Annotated in this window: 6 protein-coding genes; 2 read left to right on the top strand and 4 right to left on the bottom strand. The window is 73.6% G+C overall.

The features are described 5' to 3' along the window. A partial coding sequence (locus tag ACFYPC_RS36220) for an AMP-binding protein (RefSeq protein ID WP_391891596.1) occupies positions 1 to 3,830 on the bottom strand: 3,830 nt, incomplete at its 3' end. A gap of 134 nt (positions 3,831 to 3,964) precedes the next feature. After that, on the bottom strand, positions 3,965 to 4,789 hold the full coding sequence (locus ACFYPC_RS36215; RefSeq protein WP_391891597.1) for a menaquinone biosynthetic enzyme MqnA/MqnD family protein: 825 nt from the start codon (positions 4,787 to 4,789) through the stop codon (positions 3,965 to 3,967). 441 nt (positions 4,790 to 5,230) lie between these two features. On the opposite strand from ACFYPC_RS36215, the gene ACFYPC_RS36210 reads away from it, so the two are divergent. Both ACFYPC_RS36210 and ACFYPC_RS36205 read left to right on the top strand, forming a co-directional pair. Beyond that, entirely contained in the window at positions 5,231 to 6,256 is a 1,026-nt protein-coding gene (locus ACFYPC_RS36210) for a TauD/TfdA family dioxygenase (protein WP_391891595.1), read from the top strand. A gap of 6 nt (positions 6,257 to 6,262) precedes the next feature. Further along, a complete protein-coding gene (locus ACFYPC_RS36205; RefSeq protein ID WP_391891594.1) occupies positions 6,263 to 9,262 on the top strand; it encodes an amino acid adenylation domain-containing protein in 3,000 nt (999 codons plus the stop codon). Between the two features lie 296 nt (positions 9,263 to 9,558). On the opposite strand, the gene ACFYPC_RS36200 is transcribed toward ACFYPC_RS36205, so the two are convergent. After that, the gene (locus tag ACFYPC_RS36200) at positions 9,559 to 13,542 is read right to left on the bottom strand and encodes a type I polyketide synthase (RefSeq protein WP_391891593.1); all 3,984 of its coding nucleotides are present in this window, start codon (positions 13,540 to 13,542) and stop codon (positions 9,559 to 9,561) included. A gap of 28 nt (positions 13,543 to 13,570) precedes the next feature. Next, positions 13,571 to 23,014: a type I polyketide synthase gene (locus ACFYPC_RS36195; protein WP_391891592.1), complete on the bottom strand. Its 9,444-nt coding sequence runs from the start codon at positions 23,012 to 23,014 to the stop codon at positions 13,571 to 13,573. Between the last annotated feature and the right edge of the window lie 29 nt (positions 23,015 to 23,043).

Below are 23,043 nucleotides of genomic sequence, written 5' to 3'. Positions count from 1 at the left end.
ACGCCCTCGGACCAGCCCGTGCCGTCCGCGCCCTCCGCGAAGGACTTGCAGCGGCCGTCGGCGGCCAGGCCGCCCTGCCGGCTGAACTCGACGAACGAGCCGGGTCCTGCCATCACGCTCACACCGCCCGCAAGGGCGAGGTCGCACTCCCCCGCCCGCAGCGCCTGCGCCGCCAGATGCAGCGCGACCAGCGAGGACGAGCAGGCGGTGTCGACCGTGACCGCCGGGCCCTCCAGGCCGAGGGCGTAGGACACGCGGCCGGAGGCGACGCTGCCGGCGGTGCCGGTGCAGACGTAGCCTTCGGCCGCGCCGAGGGCGGCTCCGCTGTCGGCCGCATAGTCGTGGTACATGAGGCCGACGTAGACGCCGGTCCGGGTGCCGTGCAGGGAGAGCGGCGGGATGCCCGCGCGCTCCAGGGCCTCCCAGGAGGTCTCGAGCACGAGTCGCTGCTGCGGGTCCATGGCGAGAGCCTCGCGCGGCTTGATGCCGAAGAACGCGGCGTCGAACCCGGCCGCGTCGTGCAGGAAGCCGCCGTCGCGGACGTACATGGTGCCCGGGTGGTCCGGGTCGGGGTGGTAGAGGGCGGCCAGGTCCCAGCCCCGGTCGTCGGGGAGGGGGGTGATGCCGTGGCCGCCGGCGGCGACCATCCGCCAGAGGTCGTCCGGTGAGGCGATGCCGCCGGGGAGCCGGCAGGCCATCGCGACGATCGCGATGGGATCGTGGAGGGTGCCGGTGCGTTCCGCCGACGGGTCCGGGACGCCCGTGCCGGTAGCGGTGCCGGCTCCGGTCAGGAGCAGGTGGAGGTGGCGGGCGACGGCGGCGGGGGTGGGGTGGTCGAAGACCAGGGTGGCCGGGAGCGCGAGGCCGGTGGCCGTGGTCAGGCGGCCGCGAAGACGGACGGCCGCCTGGGAGGTGAAGCCGTGGTCCCTGAACGCCCGGTCGGGCTCGACCTCGTGGGCCGCCCGCAGTTGGGCCACCTCGGCGGCCTCGGTGCGGACGAGCTCGAGGAGAATCCGTATCTGTTCCTGCTCGGTGTGAGGGGCGAGTTCCTCCCGCAGTCGCCGGGCCGTCGCGGGCTCCGGTGCGGCGGGGTGCGGTGCGGGCTCGGCCGTCGCGGTGACGGCGGGGTCCGCGACGAGACTGGGCTCGTCGCCGAGGAGCAGCAGGGCGGCGTCGAGTGCCGCCGTGCGTTCGCGGCCCGCCAGCTCGTTGCCGGTGGTGAGGGCGAGGGCGGGTAGGCCCTGGGCGTGGCGCTGGGCGGCGAGGGCGTGGGCGAATGCCTCGGCGGCGGGGGCCGTGCCGGGCGGGGCGATCAGCAGCAGGCGGGCGGGCCCGGCGATCCGCTGGAGGGCCAGGGTGGTGTCGACGGCGGTGCGAAGCCCGGTGGGGAGGGTGTGCACCACGATGGTGAGCGGGGCCGGGGCGGCGGCGAGGACGGCGGCCGGGTCGAGGGCGAGGGTGGTGATCTCAGCGCCCGCGTCGGCCAGTTCGGCGCTCAGGGCCTCTACCGCGTCCTTGTCGGTGGAGTACGGCAGCAGGAGGTCGCGCACTCCGTGGGACGTGACGAGGTGGCGGGCGAGGTCGGCCGTGGCCGGATCCTCGGCGCCGGTGATCAGGACCGTGCCGTGGGGTTCGAGGGGGCCGGCGGAGGACGCCCCGGAGCCGATGTGTGCCGCGCCGCGCAGTCCAGGTACGAGGATCCGGCCGCGGCGGACGGCGCCTTCGCGGACGCCTGTGTCGAGGGCGTGGAGGAGGGCGTGCAGGTCGGCGGGGGTGGTCGCGTCGGTGGCGGGGTCCATGTCGATGCGCGCGCAGCGGCCGGGGTGGCGGTCGTCGAGGGCGCGCAGGGCGCCGCGTACGGCGGCATGGGCCGGATCGACGACCGGGTCGCCGAGGCCGGTCGACACGGCGCCGCGGGTGGCCACGACGCAGTGGGTGGCCTGGAGGGCGCTGTCCGCGAGGAGTTCACCGACGGTGTCGGCCAGGTCCTCGGCGGCGGTGGCCGGGTCGGTGTGCTCGGCGGGTACGAGCAGGACCCGTTCGGGTGCCGGGGCGCCGGCGGCCAGGGCGGCGGTGAGCGAGGCCGCGTCGGGGTGGGTGTGGACGGTGGCGCCGGCGTCCCGCAGTGCGCCGGTCAGGCGGGAAGCGGCCGTTCCCAGGACCACCCAGTCCCCGGGTGCGGTGGTCCGGTCGGCGGCCGCGTCGCCGGTCGTGGCCGGCAGGGGGGACCACCGGGGGTGGTGGAGGGTGTGGCCGGGGGCGGGCGCGGCCAGGAGGCGGGAGGGGCAGGTGAGGAGGGCGGGGCGGGTGATCTTGCCGGAGGCCGTACGGGGGATGCGGGCGACGGCGTGGAACGCGTGCGGGACCTTGAAGTACGACAGGTGTGTACGGCAGGCGGCGAGGAGTTCGGCGGGGGCGGGCAGGCCGTCGGGCCCGGGGACGAGGAAGGCCACCGGAACTTCGCCGAGGACGGGGTCCGGCGCCCCGGTGACGGCGACGTCGGCGACGCCGGGCAGGGCGCGCAGGACGTCCTCGATCTCGGTGGGGTGGATATTCTCGCCGCCGCGGATGATGAGTTCCTTCAGGCGGCCGGTGATGGTGAAGTACCCGGAGGGGGCGCGGCGGGCCAGGTCGCCGGTGCGGTACCAGCCGTCGGCGAGGACCTCGGCGGTGGCGTCGGGCCGGTTGTGGTAGCCGGCCATCACGTTGGGGCCCTTGACCCAGATCTCGCCTTCGGCGCCGGGCGCGCTGTCGGCTCCGGTGGCGGGGTCGACGAGGCGTACGTCGAGGCCGGGGACGGGCAGGCCGCAGGAGCCTTCGACGCGGGGGCCGGTGGCGGTGTTCATGGTGATGGCGCCGCAGGCTTCGGTGCTGCCGTAGAGGTTGAGCAGCGGGACGCCGTACGCGGCTTCGAAGGCGGTCTGGAGGGTGGCGGTCGTGATCGCGCCGGCGACCAGGCAGGTGCGCAGCTCGGTGCTCTGGAAGCCGTGTCCGTCAGCGGCGTCGACGAGGTGCTGGTACAGGGCGGGGACGCCGGCGAGGAAGGTGGCGGACTCCTCGCGGACGGCGGCGGCGATGTCCTCGGCGGAGAAGCCGTCGACGATGCGGGCGGTGGCGCCGACGGCGGTCACGCCGACGACGCAGGCGACGTGGGAGAAGCTGTGGAAGAGTGGCAGCGGCCAGACGACGCGGTCGTCGGCGGAGAGCCCGGCGACCGGCGCGTAGGCTGCGGCGACCGCCCAGAGGGCGTTGCGCTGGGTGGACAGCACGCCCTTGGGCTTGCCGGTGGTGCCGGAGGTGTACAGCTGCCAGGTGATGTCGTCGAGGCCGAGGGAGTCCCGGGCGGGGGTGCCGGGTTCGGTGGTGGCGAGGGTCTCGTAGCAGGCCGTGCCGGGCTCGGGCGGTGTCGGGCCGGTGGTGTCCGGTACGACGACGAGTGCGGGCGCCGGGTGGTCGGGGCTCTGGGCGCGCCGGACCTGGGCGGCGTGTGCAGGGTCGGTGATGACGAGGCGGGCGCCGCTGTCGGTGAGGATGTGGGCGAGTTCGGCGTCGGCGGAGTGCGGGTTGACGGAGACGCCGACGGCCGCGGCGCGGATCGCCGCGAGGTAGCTCTCGACGGTCTCGACGCGGTTGCCGAGCAGGATGACGACGCGGTCCCCGGGGTTCAGTCCGAGTTCCGCGAGATGTCCGGCGAGCCGCCGGGTGCGCTGGTCCAGGTCGGCGTACGTGACGGCCCTGCGCGCGTCGCGGAATGCCGTTTTCCCGGCGTACCGTTCGGCGTGCCCCTGCAGGATTTCAGGGAATGGGCGGATCAGCTCGGCACGCAGCATGTCACCATATCCGTCTCTCGAGTCGGCCCCTCCCGGCTCTCACACGCCGAGCGGCGGACTCCGGCCGAGAGTGTTGCGGCCAGTGTGTTCGACCGGCTTACGTGACTGAACCCCTGCCGCCCCCTGCGTTGCCCCTACGGGCGCAGTCCGAGTACGTCGATCCGTACGTTCGGGGAGAATCCGGCGTCCGGGCCGCCCACCTTTCGCGCGAACTCGGTGACGGCTGCGAGCTGTCGCGGGCCGAAATCGAAGTCGAGTCCGTTGAGGTAATAGTCCTTCAGTGTCTCCGGGGCGAACGTCTCCCATTCGGCGGCCTGTTCGCAGATCAGATCGATCTCCTGCAGGGAAATGTCCCGTGCGTGCAGGAGGTCGTTGTGGACGCGGTGGACGATTCCGGGTTCGCGGTCCAGGAATTCGCGCCGGGCCGCCATCACGGCGAACACGAAGGGGAGGCCGGTCCAGTCCTGCCACATGCCGCCGAGGTCGTGCACCTGGAGGCCGAGGCGGGGCGCCTCGTAGAGGGCGGCGCACAGGGCGGCGTCGCCGATGACCACGCCGGCCTGGGCGTCGCGCATCATCACGCCGAGGTCGGGCTCGCTGACGTGGTAGCGGGGGTGGACGCCGATGCGCTCGCCGAGCAGCAGCTGGGCGAGGCGGACGGAGGTGCGGCTGGTGGAGCCGAGGGCGACCTTCGCACCGTCGAGCTCCTCGAGGGGCACCTTGCTGATGATCAGGCAGGACTGGACGTCGCCGTCGCTGCCGATCGCGATGTCCGGCAGGACGACCAGGTCCTCGGCGTGCTTGAGGTACTCGAGGACGCTGATCGGGCCGATGTCCAGCCGGCCCTCGACCAGGGCGGTGTTGAGGATTTCGGGGCTGGCCTTGGTGACATCGAAGTCCAGCAGGCTGCCGGTCTTCGCGAGGCCCCAGTACAGGGGCAGGCAGTTCAGGAAGGAAATGTGGCCGACGCGGGGGCGGTTGCGTTTGAAGGCCGCCGCTCTCCCGAATTCTCCGCGTCCCGGCCGTCCGAATGCTCCGTCCGCGTAATCGAGTGCGGCGGATAGATGTGAGGGGCTGATTTCCGTCGTCTGTGCGCTCAAGGGTATCCACGCTTCCGAGTGCTCGAATTCCGAGGCCCTGACCGTGGCCGCCAGGCTGCCGGACCATGTTGGCGCATTCATCGGCCGCCGCCAAGAGCTGTGATTGCAGCCACCGTAGCGTGGCCCGCGGGCCGAATCCGGCTTCGCGAGTGGCATCAAGTGGCCTTGCAGCAAGTGTCCTTCATCGATAGGGGGACAACCCCTACCGATAAGGGTTGTCGAGGTTTCCGGCCACTCGTAGCCTGCTCGAAAAAAGCACATGGCATTCGCTCATGACATCTCGTCAACGAATGGAGACTTATGTCTGCCCATACGGAGGTGGCAAGCATCGCCGATCCGGTCTTTCGGCTGGACGATGCGGAGAAGGCCGAACTCGCCGCCTCGGCCGTGACCCTGGCCGGTACGGCCCCCCATCTGATCGACGACCCCCGCTGGGTGGACGCCGCCCGCACGCTGTCGAGTGAGCTGCCGCCCAGGCTGCGGGCCCGGCTGCGGAGGTTCACCTGGGACGCGGGTACCGACGCGATGCTGCTGCTGCGCAATCTGCCGCAGCACGCGTCCGGCGAGGAGCCGACCACGCCGACCGTCGCCGGCTCGGTGCAGCGCACCGCGACGGTGCCGGCCGCGGCGCTCACCCTGATCGGCATGGCGCTGGGCGAGGTGGTCGCCTTCGACAAGGAGAAGTCCGGCGCCCTGGTGCAGGACGTGGTGCCGGTGCCCGGCATGGAGAAGTTCCAGGGCAACGCGGGCTCCGCCAAGCTGAACATGCACACGGAGAACGCCTTCCATCCGCTGCGCCCCGACTTCGTCGGCCTGATGTGTGTGCGCAACGACCACGAGAACGTGGCGAAGCTGCGGGTGGCGTCGGTCCGCCGCATAGTGCCGCTGCTCCCGGAGCCGGTCCGGGCTGTGCTGCACAAGCCGCGCTTCACGATCGCCGCGCCGGCCTCGTTCGACATGCCGCCGGGCAGTGAAAAGCCGCGCGGTGTGCTGACCGGCAGCCCCGACGACCCGGACCTGACGGTCGACTTCAGCAGTACGACGGCGCTGGACGACACCGCCGCCGACGCGCTGCAGCTGCTCGAGAAGGCGGTCGAGCAAACCTACCGGGAGCTGCTGCTCGCGCCGGGCGACCTGGCCCTGGTCGACAACCGCATGGCGCTGCACGGCCGGAACGCGTTCCAGCCGCGCTACGACGGCGCTGACCGCTGGCTCCAGCGGATTTTCGTACACATCGACCACCGGCGGTCGCGCGCGTCGCGCCCGGACGGCGGCCAGGTGCTGCAGAGCGCTGGGCCGAACCTGCTGAACACCACGGAGAGGTAGCACGCCATGCCCATCGGGGCGGACCCCACCACCTACAGTCGGCCGGTCTCCCCCATGGAGGCCTGGTTCCTTGTCTATCCGGACTCGGTGCCCGGTGTCATGCATCTGTTCGTGCAGGGCACCGGGGTGATCACCCGGCCCGAGCTGGCCGCCGCGGTCGAGGAGGCCGCGGTCTCCTGCCCCGGTACCCGGCTCACCCGCGAGGGCATGACGTGGCGGGACAGCGGTACGACGCCGGTGGTACGGGAGCTGCCCGCGGGCAGCCTGGACCCGGCCGCCGACGCGCCGGACCTCCACCGCCCCCTGATGGGGGACGGCGGTCCCACGTGCGAGGTGCTGCTGGCGGGGCACCCCGGCGGTACGCACATCGTCTTCCGCGCCTTCCACGGCGCCCTCGACGGCAAGGGCCTGATGTTCTGGGCCGAGGAGGTGTTCCGGGCGCTCCGCGGTGAGCCGCTGCTCGGGGCGCCCGACCCGGTGAGCGAGGCGCAGCTCCTCGACCGGCTCGACGCGGAGGGCGTGCCGTCCTCCCCCGGTGTCCAGGCGGACCTGAACTGGCCGTCCGCGCTGGGTCCCCGGGCCGCCGGGGCCGAGAACCGCGGCTTCTTCTGGCGCCGGCGCACTGTCGACGGCTCGCACCCCGGTGCGGTCGCCAAGGTGGCGCTCGCCATCGCCCGGTCCCGCGGTGTGCGGACCGGGCGCTTCATGGTTCCGGTGGACCTGCGCCGCTACGCCCCCGACCTGCGTTCGACGGGCAACCTCACGCACAATCCGCTGTTCGAGGTGGATGCCGACGCCGGGTGGGAGGACGCGCACGAGCAGATGCTGACGCTGCTGGCCGAGGGCCACGACCTGGCGGCCCGCGCCGACACCGTCATGACGACCGTGCCGCTGGACATCCTGCGCGGCCAGATCGCCGAACTCGACGCGTACTCGGCCGCGCGGAACAAATACTCCGCCCTGGCGACGCTCTCCAACATGGGCAAGATCAGCCCGGACGCGCTGAGCACCGTCGGGTTCCGGGCCACCGACGTCTTCGCCCTGCCGAACTCGGGCCCGGTCGGTCCGCCGGAGGTGGACCTGCTGGAGTTCGCCGGCCGTACGGAGATCACCATCGGCTGGCACGACGGCCCCGGGGCCGCCCAGCGGGCCGAAGCTCTCCTCGACGCGATCGAGGAGGAGCTGTCGCCCTCGCACCGCAAGGAGTGGGCGGGCAACGACACCGCCCGGCCGTTGGCGCGGTCCGCGACCGTGGTGGAGCAGTTCGAGGCGCAGGCCGCCCGCACCCCGGACGCGATCGCGCTGAACGGCCCGGAGGGTCCGGTCGGTTACGCTGAGCTGAACCGCAGGGCCGACGCGATAGCCGCGGAGCTGCAGGACCGAGGAGTGGGCCGCGGCTCGGTGGTGGGTCTCGCGGCCGGCCGCACGGTCGCGGCGATGGCCGGCATCTGGGGAGTCCTCAAGGCCGGCGCCGCCTATCTGCCGCTGGACCCTGCCCACCCCGACCAGCGCCTGTCCGGCCTGCTGCGGGACGCCCGGGCGAGCGTGTGCCTGGTCGACCGGGCGCTCGCCAAGCGCGACCTGGTGCCGGTGGGCTGCGAGGCGGCGGTCCTGGAGGACCTCGCCGACCGCGGCGGCCGGCCCGCCGCCGCCGGCGTACGGCCCGGCGATCTCGCGTACATCATCTACACGTCCGGTTCGACGGGCCGCCCGAAGGGAGTCGAGGTCGAGCACGCCCAGCTGACGGTCTTCGCCGACTGGGCGCTGCGTACGTACGGGGTGGACGACACCACCTGCTTCCCGCTCTTCACCTCGCTGGCGTTCGACCTCTCCAACACGGCGCTGTTCCTGCCGCTGCTGGTCGGCGGTTCCATCGCCCTGGTCCCGGACGACATCGACCATGTGGTGCTGCGGTCCATCCTGACCTCGTCGGGGGCCAACGCGCTCAAGCTGACCCCGACCCATCTGGACCTGATCAGCCGGCTGGGACTGCGTCCGGTGGGCTTCCGTACGGTCATCGCGGGCGGCGAGCTGCTGCGCGGCGCGGTCGCCGCCCGGGCGCAGGAGATCTTCGGTCCGGAGTGCCGCATCTTCAACGAGTACGGTCCGACGGAGACGACGATCGGCTGCATGTCCCGGCTGTTCGACCCGGCGCGGGACACAGAGCTGCCGTCGGTGCCGATCGGTGTGCCGACCCCCAACACCCGGATCCATCTGCTGGACGCGCGCGGCTGCTTCGTGGAGCCGGGCGAGGTCGGCGAGATGTTCCTGGCCGGGGACCAGCTCGCCCGCGGCTACCGGGGCCGCCCCGATCTGAACGCCGAGCGGTTCGTGCACCTCGCCGACGGCACGCGCGTCTACCGCAGCGGTGACCTGGCGCGGCTGCTGCCGTCCGGCGAGCTGGAGTCGGCGGGCCGGACGGACGAGCAGGTCAAGGTGCACGGCCACCGGGTGGAGCCGGCGGAGATCGCCCGCACCCTCGAGGAGCACCCGGCGGTGGCCAGTGCCTTCGTCGCCGGCCTGCCGCGTCCGGGTACGACCGACAAGGCGCTGTACGCGTGGGTCGTGCTGGACGAGGAGGTGGCGACGGACGCGCTCGCCTCGTTCGTCGCCGAGCGCCTGCCGCGCTACATGGTCCCGGGCACGACGCTGGTGATCCCGGAGCTGCCGCTGACCCCCAACGGCAAGGTCGACGTCTCCGCTCTGCCGAAGCCCTTCGACTCGGCGGAGGAGCCGGAGGATGCGGCCGGGGAGCGTGCGGGCGTCGAGGCCGTCATGGCCGGGATCTGGGCCGACACGCTGGGTCTTCCGGCGGACAGGCTGGGCCAGGACCCGGACTTCCACGCGCTGGGCGGCGACTCGGTGAGCATGCTGACCATGCTGGCGCGGGTGGCCTCGACGGTCGTGGCGCCGGAGCGGGAGAAGGAGTTCATGTCCCACCTGGCGCCGTTCATCGCCCGCCCGACACTGAGCCACATCGCGGAGGTCGCGGAGCGCTTGAGCTGACGCGCTGGTCCCGCGCGCTGTGCGCCGCGCGCGGGACCAGCCGCCGCGAACGGGAGAGGAGCGGGGGCCCCCCCCGGGGGGGGGGGGCCCCCCCCGGGGGGGGGGCGGGGGGGGGGGGGGGCCCCCCCGCGGGGGGGCCCGCCCCCCACCGGGGGGCGCGGGGGCGGGGGGGGGGGCCCCGGGGGGGCCGGGGGGGGGGGGCCCGGCCCCCCCCCCCCCCCCCCGCCACGGGGCGGGGCGCGCCCCCCCCGGGGGGGCCCCGCTCCTCTCCCGTTGTCATCCCGGGCGTGCGGGGGTCACAGACCCTGGTCGGTCAGCCACCCCTGGATGCGCTTGGCGACGTCCTCCGAGTGGTCGCCCAGCATCGTGAAGTGGTCGCCGGGAACGTCGACCACGTCGTGGCGGTACGGCCAATGGGCACGCCAGTCGGCGTCCTCGGGGATGGTGCCGAGCGGGTCGGCCGCACGGACCAGGAGGGTCGGGATGTCGAGCGGCTGGGCCTTCCAGTCGAAGAAGAACTGGAGGTACGCCGCCCAGGCCGTGGTGCGGTAGTCGTCCATCGGCGTGTAGGCGCTGTCCCGTTCGACCATGCCGTCGAGCATCTGCGGGATCCAGTTGACGAGCACCGGGCTGTCGACGGGGTAGCTGTCCATGAGGACCACCGCCTCCGGGGCCCTGCCCTGGCGGGCCAGCTCCAGGGAGAGGACGCTGGCGACCATCGCGCCGCCGGAGTGCCCGGTCAGGACGAACGGGCTGTCCCCGACAGTCCGCAGGACCGTGTCCGCGTGGGTGCGCAGCAGCGTGTCGCGGCTCGCGGGCAGGTCCTGGCCGGCCCCGAACCCGGGGTGCGGCAGGGCGTAGACGTCCCGGACGCCGCGGAAGCCGGCCGCCAGGCGCGCGTACTCGTGGGCGCCGGACAGCATCGACATGGTGCAGCAGCTGATCAGGGCCGGGCGGGCGTCCTCCGTGCCGGCCCGGGCCAGCGGGACCGCGCGGTGGGGCGTCTGGAGGCTCGCGTGGTCCTCGTAGGTCGGCCGGAAGGAGGCCAGGTTGATCAGCAGTTCGGTGTACTCCACGGGCTTGCCGATGTCCCGGCTGTGCCGGAAGAGCTGTCCGAGCAGACCGTTGGCGCCCGGCTGCGGAGCCTCGTCCACTGCCTCGGAGCCGAGCAGGCGCTCGGCGAGGTGACGGGCGAGCCGGACCGGGGTGGGGTGGTCGAAGAGCAGCGTCGGCGAGAGGCGGACGCCGAGGACCTTCTGGAGGTTGTTGCGCATCTTGAGCGCGGTCAGGGAGTCGAAGCCCTGCTCCAGGAAGTTGGTGTCCTTCTCGATGGCCTCGGCCGAGTCGTGGCCGAGGCCGGCGGCCGCGTGCTGTGTCACGAGGCCGACGAGCAGCCAGTGTCGCTCGGCGGCCGGTGCGTCCCGCAGCTGCGCCGCGAACTCCCCGCTCGTCCGGGCGACCTCGTCGTCGTCGAGGGTCTCGGCAGGCTCGCCCGAGGCCGCGGGTGTCGCGAGGAAGCTGCCGGGCGCCGGCGGGTCGGGCCAGTAGTAGGCGCGCTGGAAGGCGTACGTGGGCAGGGCCACGGGCCGGGCTCCGGTGCCCGCGAAGACTCCGGCCCAGTCGACGGCCACACCATGGCAATGGGCTTCGGCGAGGGAGGTGAGGAACCGATCGAGGCCGCCTTCGTCACGGCGCAGGGTGCCGAGCACGGCGGCGTCGGCGCCTACGTCCTCGACGGTGCCCTGGAGGCCCATCGACAGGACGGGGTGGGGGCTGACCTCGATGAAGACGGAGTGGCCGTCGGCGAGGGCGGCGCGGGTGGCCTGCTCGAACTCGACGGTCTCGCGGAGGTTGTTGTACCAGTAGCCGGAGCCCATCTCCCGGCCGTCGAGGAGCTCGCCGGTGAGGGAGGAGTACAGGGCGGTCTCACCACTGCGTGGGGTGATCCCGGCGAGCAGCTTCGCCAGTTCGGCCTCGATCTCCTCCACGTGGGCGGAGTGCGAGGCGTAGTCCACATCGACCTTACGGGCACGGATCTCGGCCGCCAGGCACTCGGCGACCAGCTCGTCCAGGGCCTGCGGGTCACCGGAGACGACCACGGAAGAGGGTCCGTTGACGGCGGCGACCGAGATACGACCGTCCCACGCCGCGATCTTCTCCCGCACCCACGCGGCGGGCTGAGCCACCGACACCATGCCACCACGCCCGGCCAGGGCAATGATCGCCCGGCTCCGCAGCGCCACGACCTTCGCCGCATCCTCAAGCGACAGCACCCCGGCGACCGCGGCCGCCGCGATCTCACCCTGCGAGTGACCGATCACAGCCGCGGGCTCCACACCGTACGAACGCCAGACCTCCGCCAGCGACACCATCACGGCCCACAGGACGGGCTGGACGACATCCACCCGGTCGAAGCCGGGCGCGCCCTCCACCCCCCGCACGACATCGAGCAACGACCAACCGGTGAACGGCTCCAGCGCAGCCCCGCACTGCGCCATCCGCTCCGCGAACACCGCCGACGAGTCGAGCAGACCCACCGCCATCCCCACCCACTGCGCACCCTGACCCGGAAACACGAACACCGGACGGGAACCCCGGCCGGCGCTCCCGTGCACCACTGCGGCGGAAGGGGATCCCGCCGCTATCGCCTCCAGGGCGGCGAGGAAGTCCCCGCGCTCACCGGCCACCACGGCGGCCCGGTGGTTGAACGACGTCCGGGTCAGCGCGAGGGAGTAGCCGACGTCCGCGAGGGATGCCTCCCCGTCCTCGCGGACCCGGTCGAGCAGCCGCTCGGCCTGGGCGCGCAGGGCGTTCTCCGTCTTGGCGGAGAGCACCCAGGGGACGACGGCGAGGCCGGTCCCGGCCGCGCCCGTCTCCGGCTCGGCGGGCTCCTCCTGTGGCGCCTCCTCCAAGATGAGGTGGACGTTCGTACCGCTCATACCGAAGGAGGAGACGCCCGCGCGGCGCGCCCGGCCGGTCTCGGGCCACGGCTGCTGCTCGCTGAGCAGCCGGACCGCGCCCGCCGACCAGTTGACGTGTGACGAGGGCTCTTCGGCGTGGAGGGTCCTGGGCAGCACGCCGTTACGGATGGCCATGACCATCTTGATGACGCCGGCGACTCCGGCGGTGGCCTGCGGGTGGCCCATGTTCGACTTGAGGGAGCCGAGCCACAGCGGCCGGTCCTCGGGGCGGCCTTGGCCGTACGTGGCGAGCAGCGCACGCGCCTCGATCGGGTCGCCGAGCGTGGTGCCCGTGCCGTGCGCCTCGACCGCGTCGACGTCGGCGGTGGTCAGGCGGGCGTCGGCGAGGGCCTGGCGGATGACCCGGCGCTGCGCCGGACCGCTGGGGGCCGTCAGTCCGTTGCTGGCACCGTCCTGGTTGACGGCCGAGCCGCGGATGACCGCGAGGACCTCGTGGCCGTTGCGGCGGGCGTCCGACAGACGCTCCAGGAGCAGCATTCCGCTGCCCTCGGCCCAGCCCGTGCCGTCGGCGCCCTCGCCGAACGCCTTGCAGCGGCCGTCGGCGGCCAGGCCGCCCTGCTTGCTGAACTCGGCGAAGACGCCCGGGGTGGCGATGACGGCGGCGCCGCCCGCGACGGCGAGCGTGCACTCGCCCCTGCGCAGCGACTGGACGGCCAGGTGAAGCGCCACGGACGAGGAGGAGCAGGCCGTGTCCACAGTGACGGCCGGTCCCTCCAGGCCGAAGGTGTAGGAGATGCGGCCGGACAGCACGCCGCCGGCGGTGCCGGTGAGGAGGTACGACTCGCTTCCCCGGGCGTCTCCGTACATGGTCGCGCTGTACCCGGAGGCGGAGCAGCCGACGAACACGCCGGTGGGTGTGCCCTTCAGCGCGGTCGGGTCGAAGCCGCCCCGCTCGAACGCCTCCCAGGTGGCCTCGAGCAGCAGGCGCTGCTGCGGGTCCATGGCGAGGGCCTCGCGCGGGCTGATCCCGAACGGGGCCGGGTCGAAGCACGGGGCGTCGTGGACGAAGCCGCCCTCCAGTGAGAGCGGGGCGTCCTGCGGCTCGTCGGCGCCGCGCAGCCATGCCGGGTCCCAGCCCCGGTCGGTGGGGACGGCCGTGACGGCGTCCTCGCCGTCGAGCACGAGCTGCCACAGCGCCTCCGGGGAGACGGCGCCCCCGGGCAACCGGCAGCTCATCGCGACGATGGCGACGGGCTCGGTGGAGGCGTCGGACATCCGCTGGTTCTGCTGCCGCAGCCGCTCGTTGTCCACGAGGGCGGAGCGGAGCGCCTCGACGATCTGATCGGCACCTGAATCCATCAGCTGTTCCCCCTGTGCGTTCGCGCCGTCATGCGCTCTTCGTCTCCATTGCCATGCGGATCAGCTCCTGGACGTCCATGGCCTTGATCTCGTCGCTGCGGTCGGTGCGGTCGCCGTCGGTCTCCTCGGCGGGTGCGACGCCGTCCGGGCCGTCTTCCTCGGTGTCCGCGTCCCGTGTTCCGGGCAGCAGTTCGTGGCGGATGCGGGCGGCGAGCGTCTCGGGCGACGGCTCGTCGAAGACGATCGTCGACTCGAGGTCGAGACCGGTCGCGTCGTTGAGGCGGTTGCGTAGTTCGATGCCCATCACCGAGTCGAATCCCAGGTCGCGGAAGGCCCGGTTGGGTTCCACGGCGTGGGCGGAGGCGTAGCCCAGGACCTGGGCGGCCTCGGCGCGGACCAGCTCCTCGAGGATCCGCCGCTGCTCGTCGGCCGGTGCGGACTCCAGCCGTGCGCGCAGTGCCCCGGATGCCTCCTCGGCCCCGCCGGGGGCCTGGTCGGCGGCCCGGGCCCGGCCGGGCCGCGGGTCGTACAGCTCGCTCAGGAGGCGGCTGGGGCGCAGCGCCGTGAACGAGGGCGCGAACTTGTCCCATGCCACGTCGGCCACGGTGACGCAGGCTTCGCCCAGGGCGAGTGCGCGGTCCATGGCCGCGATGGCGGTATCCGGGTCCATCAGAGTCAGCCCGCGCCGCTCCAGCTGCTCCACGGCCTCGCCCTGGGCGAGGCCGCCGCCGGCCCAGGGGCCCCAGGCGAGGGAGGTGGCGGCCTGGCCGCGGGCCCGGCGCTCCTCGGCGAGGCCGTCGAGGTGGGCGTTGGCCGCGGCGTAGCCGCCCTGCCAACCGCTGCCCCATGTGGCCGAGATGGAGGAGAAGAGGACGAACGCGTCCAGGTCGGCGTCCGCGAAGACAGCGTCGAGGTTGGCCGCGCCGGTCACCTTGGCGTCCAGGACGCCGGCCAGTTCCTCTGGGGTGATGGCGGCGAGTGCGGTGGCCTGGCCGACGCCCGCGGTGTGGACCACGGAGCGGACGGGGGTGCCCTCGGCCTCGAGCGAACGGGCCAGTGCGGTGAGCGCCGCCCGGTCGGTCGCGTCGCAGGCGACGACGGTGGCGCGGGCGCCCAGCTCCCCGATCCGCTCGCAGAGTTCGGCCGCTCCCGGGGCGTCCGCTCCGCGCCTGCTGGTGAGGACGACGCGGTCGGCGCCGCCGGCGGCGGCCCAGCGGGCGACCCGGGCCCCGAGTCCGCCGGTGCCGCCGGTGATCAGGACAGTGCCACGGACGTTCCAGCCGGAGTCCGGTCCGGTCCGGGCGCGCACGACGCGGCGTACGAAGGTGCCTTCGGCGCGGATCGCGGCCTGGTCCTCTCCGTCGGTCCCGGCGAGGACAGCGGCGGTGCGGTCCCAGGCGGCGGCGTCGAGCGTCGGGGGCAGGTCGACGAGACCGCCCCAGCGCTTGGGGTGTTCCAGTGCGACGACCCGGCCCACGCCCCAGACCTGGGTCTGGGCAGGGCTGCGCAGGGCGTCGGCCGGACCCGTGGAGACGGCTCCGCGGGTGAGGGCCCAGAGGGGGGCGTCGATGCCGGCCGCGCCGAGCTGCTGGACGAGGGTGAGGGTGGCGGCCAGGCCGGGGGCCACGCCCTGGTCGAGGGTCGCGTCGTCGAGGCCCAGCAGGGACAGGACGCCGGCGGCGCCGGTGTACGCGGTGAGGTCGGTGGCGCCTGCCTCCAGGCGTACGACCTCGGCGCCGGCCGACTTCAGGCCCTGGGCCGCCCACTCGGCGAGCTCGCCGGTGGCGAGGGACGCGGGGACGGCCAGCAGCCAGCGGCCGGACAGGGCGGAGGCGGAGGCGGGGTCGGTGAGGGGCCGCCAGGCCGCTTCGTAGCGCCAGTTGTCGACCACGTCCTGCCGGCGCCGGCGGCGGCGCCAGGTGGACAAGGCCGGGAGGGCGTCCTTGAGCGGGATGTCGCCGGTGAGGCCGAGTCCGGCCAGGAGGGCGCTGACGTCGCCGGATTCGACGGCCTCCCACAGTTCGGTGTCGGCGGCGTGCTCGGCCGGCGGGGCGGCCGGGGCCTGGAGCACCGGGTGTTCGGGGGCCTGCGGCCAGTACCGCTGCCGGTCGAAGGCGTACGTCGGCAGATCGGTCCGGGCGGCGCCGGTCGCGGCGTAGAAGCGGGTCCAGTCCACGGCCGCGCCGTGCACGTGGGCGTCGGTGATCGCGCCGATGACGCTGCGCGGCTCGGCGAGGGCCTTGCGCAGGGCGGGGATCAGGGCCTTCTTGCGCGGGTCGGCGAGGCAGTCCTGGCCCATGGCGGCGAGGGCGCCGCCGGGGCCGAGCTCCAGGTACGTCGTGACGCCCTGGCTCTCGAGATGGCGCATGCCGTCGAGGAAGCGGACGGCGTCGCGGACGTGGTTCACCCAGTAGTCCGCCGTCAGCAGGTCCTCGCCCGCGAGGCCGCCGGTGACGTTGGAGACGACCGGGATCTTCGGCGGGTGGAAGGTGAGGCCCTCGGCGATCGCCTTGAACTCGGCGAGCACGGACTCCATGCGCGGCGAGTGGAAGGCGTGGCTGACCCGGAGCCGCTTCGTCTTCTCGAAGCGGGAGGCGATGGCGAGTACGGCGTCTTCGTCGCCGGAGATGACGACGGAGTCGGGGCCGTTGACGGCGGCGATCGACACACCGTCGACCAACAGCGGCAGTACCTCGGCCTCGCTGGCCTGGACGGCCACCATCGCACCACCGGTAGGCAACGCCTGCATCAGACGGCCGCGAGCCGCGACCAGCGCGGCCGCGTCCTGAAGCGACCAGACACCCGCCACATGCGCAGCCGCCAGCTCACCGATCGAATGGCCGAGCAGGAAGTCCGGGGTGACACCCCAGTGCGCGAGGAGACGGAAGAGCGCCACCTCGATCGCGAACAGGCCCGCCTGCGTGTAAACAGTCTGGTCGATCAGCTCCGAGCCACCGAAGACGATCTCCCTGACCGACTGGTCCAAGTGCCGGTCCAGCTCCGCACACACCGCGTCGAAGGCATCAGCGAACACCGGATACGCCTCGTACAGCTCCCGGCCCATCCCCGCCCGCTGCGACCCCTGCCCCGAGAACAGGAACGCCGTACGGCCGTCGGCGGCATGGCCCGTCAGCACGCCCGCGGCCGTCGCCCCGGAGGCGAGGACCTCCAGGCCGCGCAGGAACTCGGCGCGGTCCGCGGCCACGACGGCGGCCCTGCGCTCGAGCTGGGCGCGGTGCACGGCGAGCGAGTAGCCGATGTCGACGAGGGAGGAGCCGCCGTCCTCGCGGACGCGGGCGAGAAGCCGCTCGGCCTGACCGGCCAGCGCGCGGTCCGACTTGGCCGACAACACCCAGGGCACCACCGGCGGCAGTTCCCTCGGCGCCCCGTCCGGCTCGGCGGGCAGGTCCGGCTCGGCCGGTGCCTGCGCAAGGACGACGTGCGCGTTGGTGCCGCTGATACCGAAGGAGGAGACCGCGGAGCGGCGCGGACGGTCGCCCGTCTCGGGCCAGTCCCGGCGCTCGGTGAGCAGCTCGACCGCGCCGGACTCCCAGTCCACCTGGGTGGAGGGCCTGTCGACGTGGAGGGTCCGCGGCAGCACTCCGTGCCGCATCGCGAGCACCATCTTGATGACGCCCGCGACACCGGCGGCGGCCTGGGTGTGGCCGATGTTGGACTTCACCGAGCCGAGCAGCAGTGGCCGCCCGCCCTCGGCGCGCTCGCGGCCGTACGTGGCGAGGAGGGCCTGGGCCTCGATCGGGTCGCCGAGCGTGGTGCCCGTGCCGTGCGCCTCGACCGCGTCGACGTCGCCGCCGGTCAGGCCCGCGTCGGCGAGGGCCAGGCGGATGACGCGCTGCTGGGACGGTCCGTTGGGGGCCGTCAGACCGTTGGACGCCCCGTCCTGGTTGACGGCGGAGCCGGCGACGACGGCGAGGACCTGATGACCGTTGCGGTGGGCCGTGGACAGCCTCTCGACGAGCAGGACGCCGACGCCTTCGCCCCAGCCGGTGCCGTCGGCGGAGTCCGCGAAGGCCTTCACCCGGCCGTCGGCTGCGAGCACGCCCTGCTGGCTGAACTCCAGGAACACGCCCGGGGTGGACATGACGGTGACACCGCCCGCCAGTGCCATCTCGCATTCGCCGGTCCGCAGCGCCTGGACGGCCCAGTGCAGCGCGACGAGCGAGGAGGAGCATGCCGTGTCGACGGAGACCGCGGGGCCCTCGAGGCCGAGGGTGTAAGCAATGCGGCCGGAGAGCACACTGGCGGAGCTGCCGGTGGCCACGTAGCCCTGGACGCCCTCGGAGGAGCCGATCAGGAGGTTGGCGTAGTCCTGGCCGTTGGTGCCGACGAACACGCCCGTACGGCTGCCCTTGAGCGAGGTCGGGTCGATGCCGGCCCGTTCGAAGGCGTCCCAGGCGGTCTCCAGGAGGAGCCGCTGCTGCGGGTCCATGCCGAGCGCCTCGCGCGGCGCGATCCCGAAGAAGGCCGGGTCGAACTCGCTGATGGCGTCGATGAATCCGCCTTCGCGGACGTGCGACGCGCCGGGCTTGTTCGGGTCCGGGTCGTAGTACTGCTCCAGGCTCCAGCCGCGGTCGCCGGGCAGCGGCGAGATCGCGTCGGTGCCGCCGGCCAGCAGGTCCCACAGCTGCTCGGGCGAGGACACGCCGGCCGGGAAGCGGCAGCCCATGCCCACGATGACCACCGGGTCGTCGGCGTCGGCGGCGCGGGCCGGCGCGGCGGCGCGGGCGGCAGGGGCCGCCGCGGCGGGGGCCAACTCCGCGTGCAGGAAGGCGGCCAGCTCGTTGGGGGTCGGGTAGTCGAAGACCAGGGTGGCCGGCAGCCGCAGCCCGGTGGTGGCGGCGAGCAGGTTGCGCAGTTCGACGGCGGTCAGCGAGTCGAAGCCGAGCTCCCGGAACGCCTTCCCCGGCTGCACGTTGTCGTCGGACGTGTGGCCGAGCACGGCGGCGGCCTGGCCGCGGACGAGGTCCAGCAGCATCCGTGTGCTGTCGGCGGGCGACATCTCGGCGAGGCGGGCGGCGAGGACGCCGGTGCCGCTGCGGTCGGCGGCGGGGGCGGCCGGGACGGTGAACGTCGCGGCGACCCGGCGTACGTCGTCGATGTCGGCGATGAGCGCGGCGCGGCCGGTGGCCAGCCGGCCCGGCGCGAGCACGGCCCAGTCGACGTCGGCGACGACGGAGCAGGCGTCGCCTGCCGCGACGGCCTTGGCCATGACGGCGACGGCGACCTCGGGGTCCATGGCGGGCATCCCGCCGCGCTCCATGCGCCGGGCGATCAGCGGGTCGGTGGCGAGGCCGCCGCCACCCCAGGCTCCCCAGGCGATGGAGGTGGCCGGGAGGCCGAGGGAGATGCGGTGGTGTGCGAGGGCGTCGAGCAGCGCGTTGGCGGAGGCGTAGTTGGCCTGGCCGGCGTTGCCGAACGTGCCGGCGAGCGAGGAGAACAGGACGAACGCGTCGAGGCCGAGGTCGCGGGTCAGCTCGTGCAGGTGGACCGCGGCGGTCGCCTTGGCGTCGAGCACCTCCGCGAAGCGGGCGGGGTTCATGGACGGCAGCACGCCGTCGTCGAGTACTCCCGCGGTGTGGACGACCGCGCTCAGCGGGTGCTCGGCCGGCACATCGGCGAGTACGGCGGCCAGCGCTGCGCGGTCCGCGACGTCGCAGGCGGCGATGGTGACCGTGACGCCCAGGGCGGTGAGTTCATCGCGCAGCTCCGGCGCGCCGGGGGCGTCGAGGCCGCGGCGGCCGGCCAGCACGAGGTGGGCGGCGCCGCTGCGGGCCAGCCACCGGGCGACGTGGCCGCCGAGGGCACCGGTGCCGCCGGTGACGAGGACGGTGCCGCGCGGCGACCACGCGTCGGCGTCGGCCGCGAAGGGCGCGCGGGTCAGGCGGCGGGCGTAGACGCCGGAGGTGCGTACGGCGAACTCGTCCTCGGTGCCGTCGCGTCCGGCGAGGAGGCCCACCAGCCGGTCGGCGGCGCGCTCGTCCACCACGACGGGCAGGTCGACGAGGCCGCCCCATGTGGCGGGCTGTTCGATGGCCGCAACCTGGCCGAGGCCCCAGACGGCGGCCTGCGCCGGGGAGAGCAGGGTGTCGGCGGCGGCCGTGGCGACCGCGGCGCGCGTGGCGCACCACAGGGGCGCCTCGACACCGGCGTCGTTGAGCGCCTGGACGAGAGTGAGACCGGCGGCCAGCCCCGCGGGCACCGCCGGGTGGTCGGCGTGCGTGCCGCCGGACAGGGAGAGCAGGGACAGCACCCCGGACAGGTGCCAGTCGTCAGCGAGGAGCGCGGCGAGCCGTGCGCGGTCGGGGCCGCCGCCGGAGACGGTGAGCCGGGCGATCTCGGCGCCGTGCCGGGCCAGGCCCTCGGCGACGGTCTCGACGACGAGGGTGTCGTCGGCGGAGAGGTGCTCGGGTACGGCGAGCAGCCAGCGGCCCGTCAGGGTGGCGTCCAGGGAGGACGGGAGCGGCTTCCAGGTGACCTGGTAGTGCCAGGAACCGGAGGCCGACTTCTCGCGGCGCTGGCGGCGCCAGGCGGCGAGGACGGGCAGGACGGTCTCGAGCGAGGCCGCGGTGGGGTCGTCGACGTCGCCCAGGGTCTGGACGAGAGCGTCCAGGTCCTGGCGCTCGACGGTCTCCCAGAAGGCGGCGTCGTCCGGGTCGATCGCCTCGGCGAGAACGGCGGCGGGCGAGTCCGGCCAGTAGCGGGAGCGCTGGAAAGCGTAGGTGGGCAGTTCGGTCCGGCCGGCGCCGGTGCCTTCGAAGACAGCTGCCCAGTCGACGGTGGCGCCGTGGACATGGGCCTCGGCGAGGGAGGTCAGGAACCGGCCGAGACCGCCTTCGTCACGGCGCAGAGTGCCGAGCGTCGTCGCCTCGGCCTCGGCCGCCTCGATCGTGCCCTGGAGGCCGATCGCGAGGACGGGGTGCGGGCTGACCTCGATGAAGACCGTGTGACCGTCGGCGAGGGCGGTACGGGTGGCCTGCTCAAACTCGACGGTCTCGCGGAGGTTGTTGTACCAGTAGGCGGAGCCCATCTCCCGGCCGTCGAGCAGCTCGCCGGTGAGGGAGGAGTACAGGGCGGTCGCGCCGGCCTGCGGGGCGATACCGGCCAGGAGTCTCGCCAGCTCGGTCTCGATCTCCTCCACGTGCGCGGAGTGCGAGGCGTAGTCCACGTCGACCTTGCGGGCGCGGACGGTGGTGTTCCGGCACTCGGCGAGCAGCTCGTCCAGGGCCTCCGGGTCGCCGGAGACGACCACGGTGGCGGGTCCGTTGACGGCGGCGACCGAGATACGGCCGTCCCAGGCGGCGATCTTCTCGCGCACCCAGGCGGCCGAGTGGGCGACGGCCACCATGCCACCGCGGCCTGCCAGAGCGATGATCGCCTGGCTGCGCAGGGCCACGACCTTCGCCGCGTCCTCCAGCGACAGAACGCCGGCGACAGCGGCGGCGGCTATCTCGCCCTGCGAGTGGCCGATGACGGCCGCGGGCTCGACACCGTACGAACGCCAGACCTCGGCGAGGGAGACCATGACGGCCCACAGGACGGGCTGGACGACGTCGACGCGGTCGAAGCCGGGCGCGCCCTCCACCCCCCGCACGACATCGAGCAACGACCAGTCCGTGAACGGCTCCAGCGCAGCCCCGCATTCGGCCATACGGGCGGCGAAGACCGGCGACGAGTCCAGCAGACCCACCGCCATCCCCACCCACTGCGCACCCTGACCCGGAAACACGAACACCGGCCGCACGTCGGCGTCCGCGACGCCCTGTGCGACGTTCGGGACGGGAGTGCCGGCGGCTGTCGCCTCCAGGGCCGCGAGGAACTCCTCGCGCACACCGGCGACCACGGCGGCCCGGTGCTCGAAGCGCGACCGGGCGAGGGCCAGCGAGTGGCCGATGTCCGTGAGCGAGGCCGACGCGTCCCCGTGGACGTGTGCCAGCAGGCGGGCGGCCTGGTCGGCGAGGGCCTGCGGGGACTTGGCGGACAGGATCCACGGGACGGCCGGCAGCGCGGCCGCCGGTGCGGCGGCGGGGGCGGTCTCCTCGGTCGGGGAGGTCTCGGGGGCCTCCTCGTCGGGGGCCTGCTCCAGGATGACGTGTGCGTTGGTGCCGCTGACGCCGAAGGCCGAGATGCCGGCCCGGCGCGGGGCGCCGGTCTCCGGCCAGGGGCGGCGCTCCGACAGCAGTCGTACGTCGCCCTCGGACCAGTCCACATGGGTGGAGGGCTTGTCGATGTGCAGCGTCTGGGGCAGGACCCCGTTCCGCATCGCCAGGACCATCTTCATGACGCCCGCGACACCGGCCGCGGCCTGCGTGTGGCCGATGTTGGACTTGAGCGAGCCGAGCCACAGGGGGCGGTCCTCGGGCCTGTTCTGCCCGTAGGTGGCGAGCAGGGCCTGGGCCTCGATCGGGTCGCCGAGGGTGGTGCCGGTGCCGTGGGCCTCGACGACGTCGACGTCGCCGGTGGCCACGCCCGCGTTGTCGAGGGCCTTGAGGATGACGCGCTTCTGGGAGGGCCCGTTGGGGGCGGTGAGGCCGTTGGAAGCGCCGTCCTGGTTGACGGCGGAGCCGCGGACCACGGCGAGGACCTGGTGGCCGTTGCGGCGGGCGTCCGACAGCCGCTCGACGAGGATCACCCCGACGCCCTCGGAGAACCCGGTGCCGTCGGCGGCGTCGGCGAACGCCTTGCAGCGGCCGTTCGTGGCGAGGCCGCGCTGGCGGCTGAAGTCGATGAACATGCCCGGGGTGGCCATGAGGGTCACACCGCCGGCCAGGGCCATGGAGCACTCGCGGTTGCGCAGCGACTGCACGGCGAGGTGCAGGGCGACCAGCGACGACGAGCAGGCCGTGTCGACGGTCACGGCGGGCCCCTCCAGGCCCATCGTGTACGAGATGCGGCCCGAGACGACGGCGGCCGCGCTGCCGGTGCCGAGGTAGCCCTCCAGGCCGGCCTGGTTGCCGACGAGGAGGAGCGGGTAGTCCTGGCCGTTCGTTCCGGCGAACACGCCGACCTGGCTGCCCCGTACGGTCTCGGGGTCGATGCCCGCGTGCTCGAACGCCTCCCAGGAGGTCTCCAGGAGGAGACGCTGTTGCGGGTCCATGGCGAGCGCCTCGCGCGGCGAGATCCCGAAGAACCCCGGATCGAACTCGGCGACTCCGTCGAGGAATCCTCCGTCGGCGACGTAGGAGGTCCCCGACTGGTCGGAGTCGGTGTCGATGATCGATCCGAGGTCCCAGCCCCGGTCTGTCGGGAAGGGCGCCATGGCGTCGGTACCGTCGAAGACGAGCCGCCACAGGTCCGCGGGAGTGCGTACGCCTCCCGGGAACCTGCAGCTCATGCCGACGATCGCGATCGGCTCCGTGTCACGGGCCTCCATCTCGCGCAGGCGCTCCTGCGCCGCGTCGAGATCGGTGCTGACCCGCTTGAGGAAGTAGCGGAGCTTTTCTTCGTTCGCCACCCTGACGTCCTTTCCTTGACGTGTTCTTG

It is taken from the genome of Streptomyces sp. NPDC005808 (genome assembly GCF_042871385.1).
Taxonomy (GTDB): domain Bacteria; phylum Actinomycetota; class Actinomycetes; order Streptomycetales; family Streptomycetaceae; genus Streptomyces.
The sequence above is the reverse complement of the archived record's forward strand: the minus strand, read 5'-3'. Positions and strand labels throughout refer to the sequence as shown.

Bases quoted from the DNA above. Each gene is read 5' to 3' on its own strand.
- ACFYPC_RS36210 (WP_391891595.1), top strand. From the start codon at position 5,231: ATGTCTGCCCATACGGAGGTGGCAAGCATCGCCGATCCGGTCTTTCGG.
- ACFYPC_RS36205 (WP_391891594.1), top strand. From the start codon at position 6,263: ATGCCCATCGGGGCGGACCCCACCACCTACAGTCGGCCGGTCTCCCCC.
- ACFYPC_RS36200 (WP_391891593.1), bottom strand. From the start codon at position 13,542: ATGGATTCAGGTGCCGATCAGATCGTCGAGGCGCTCCGCTCCGCCCTC.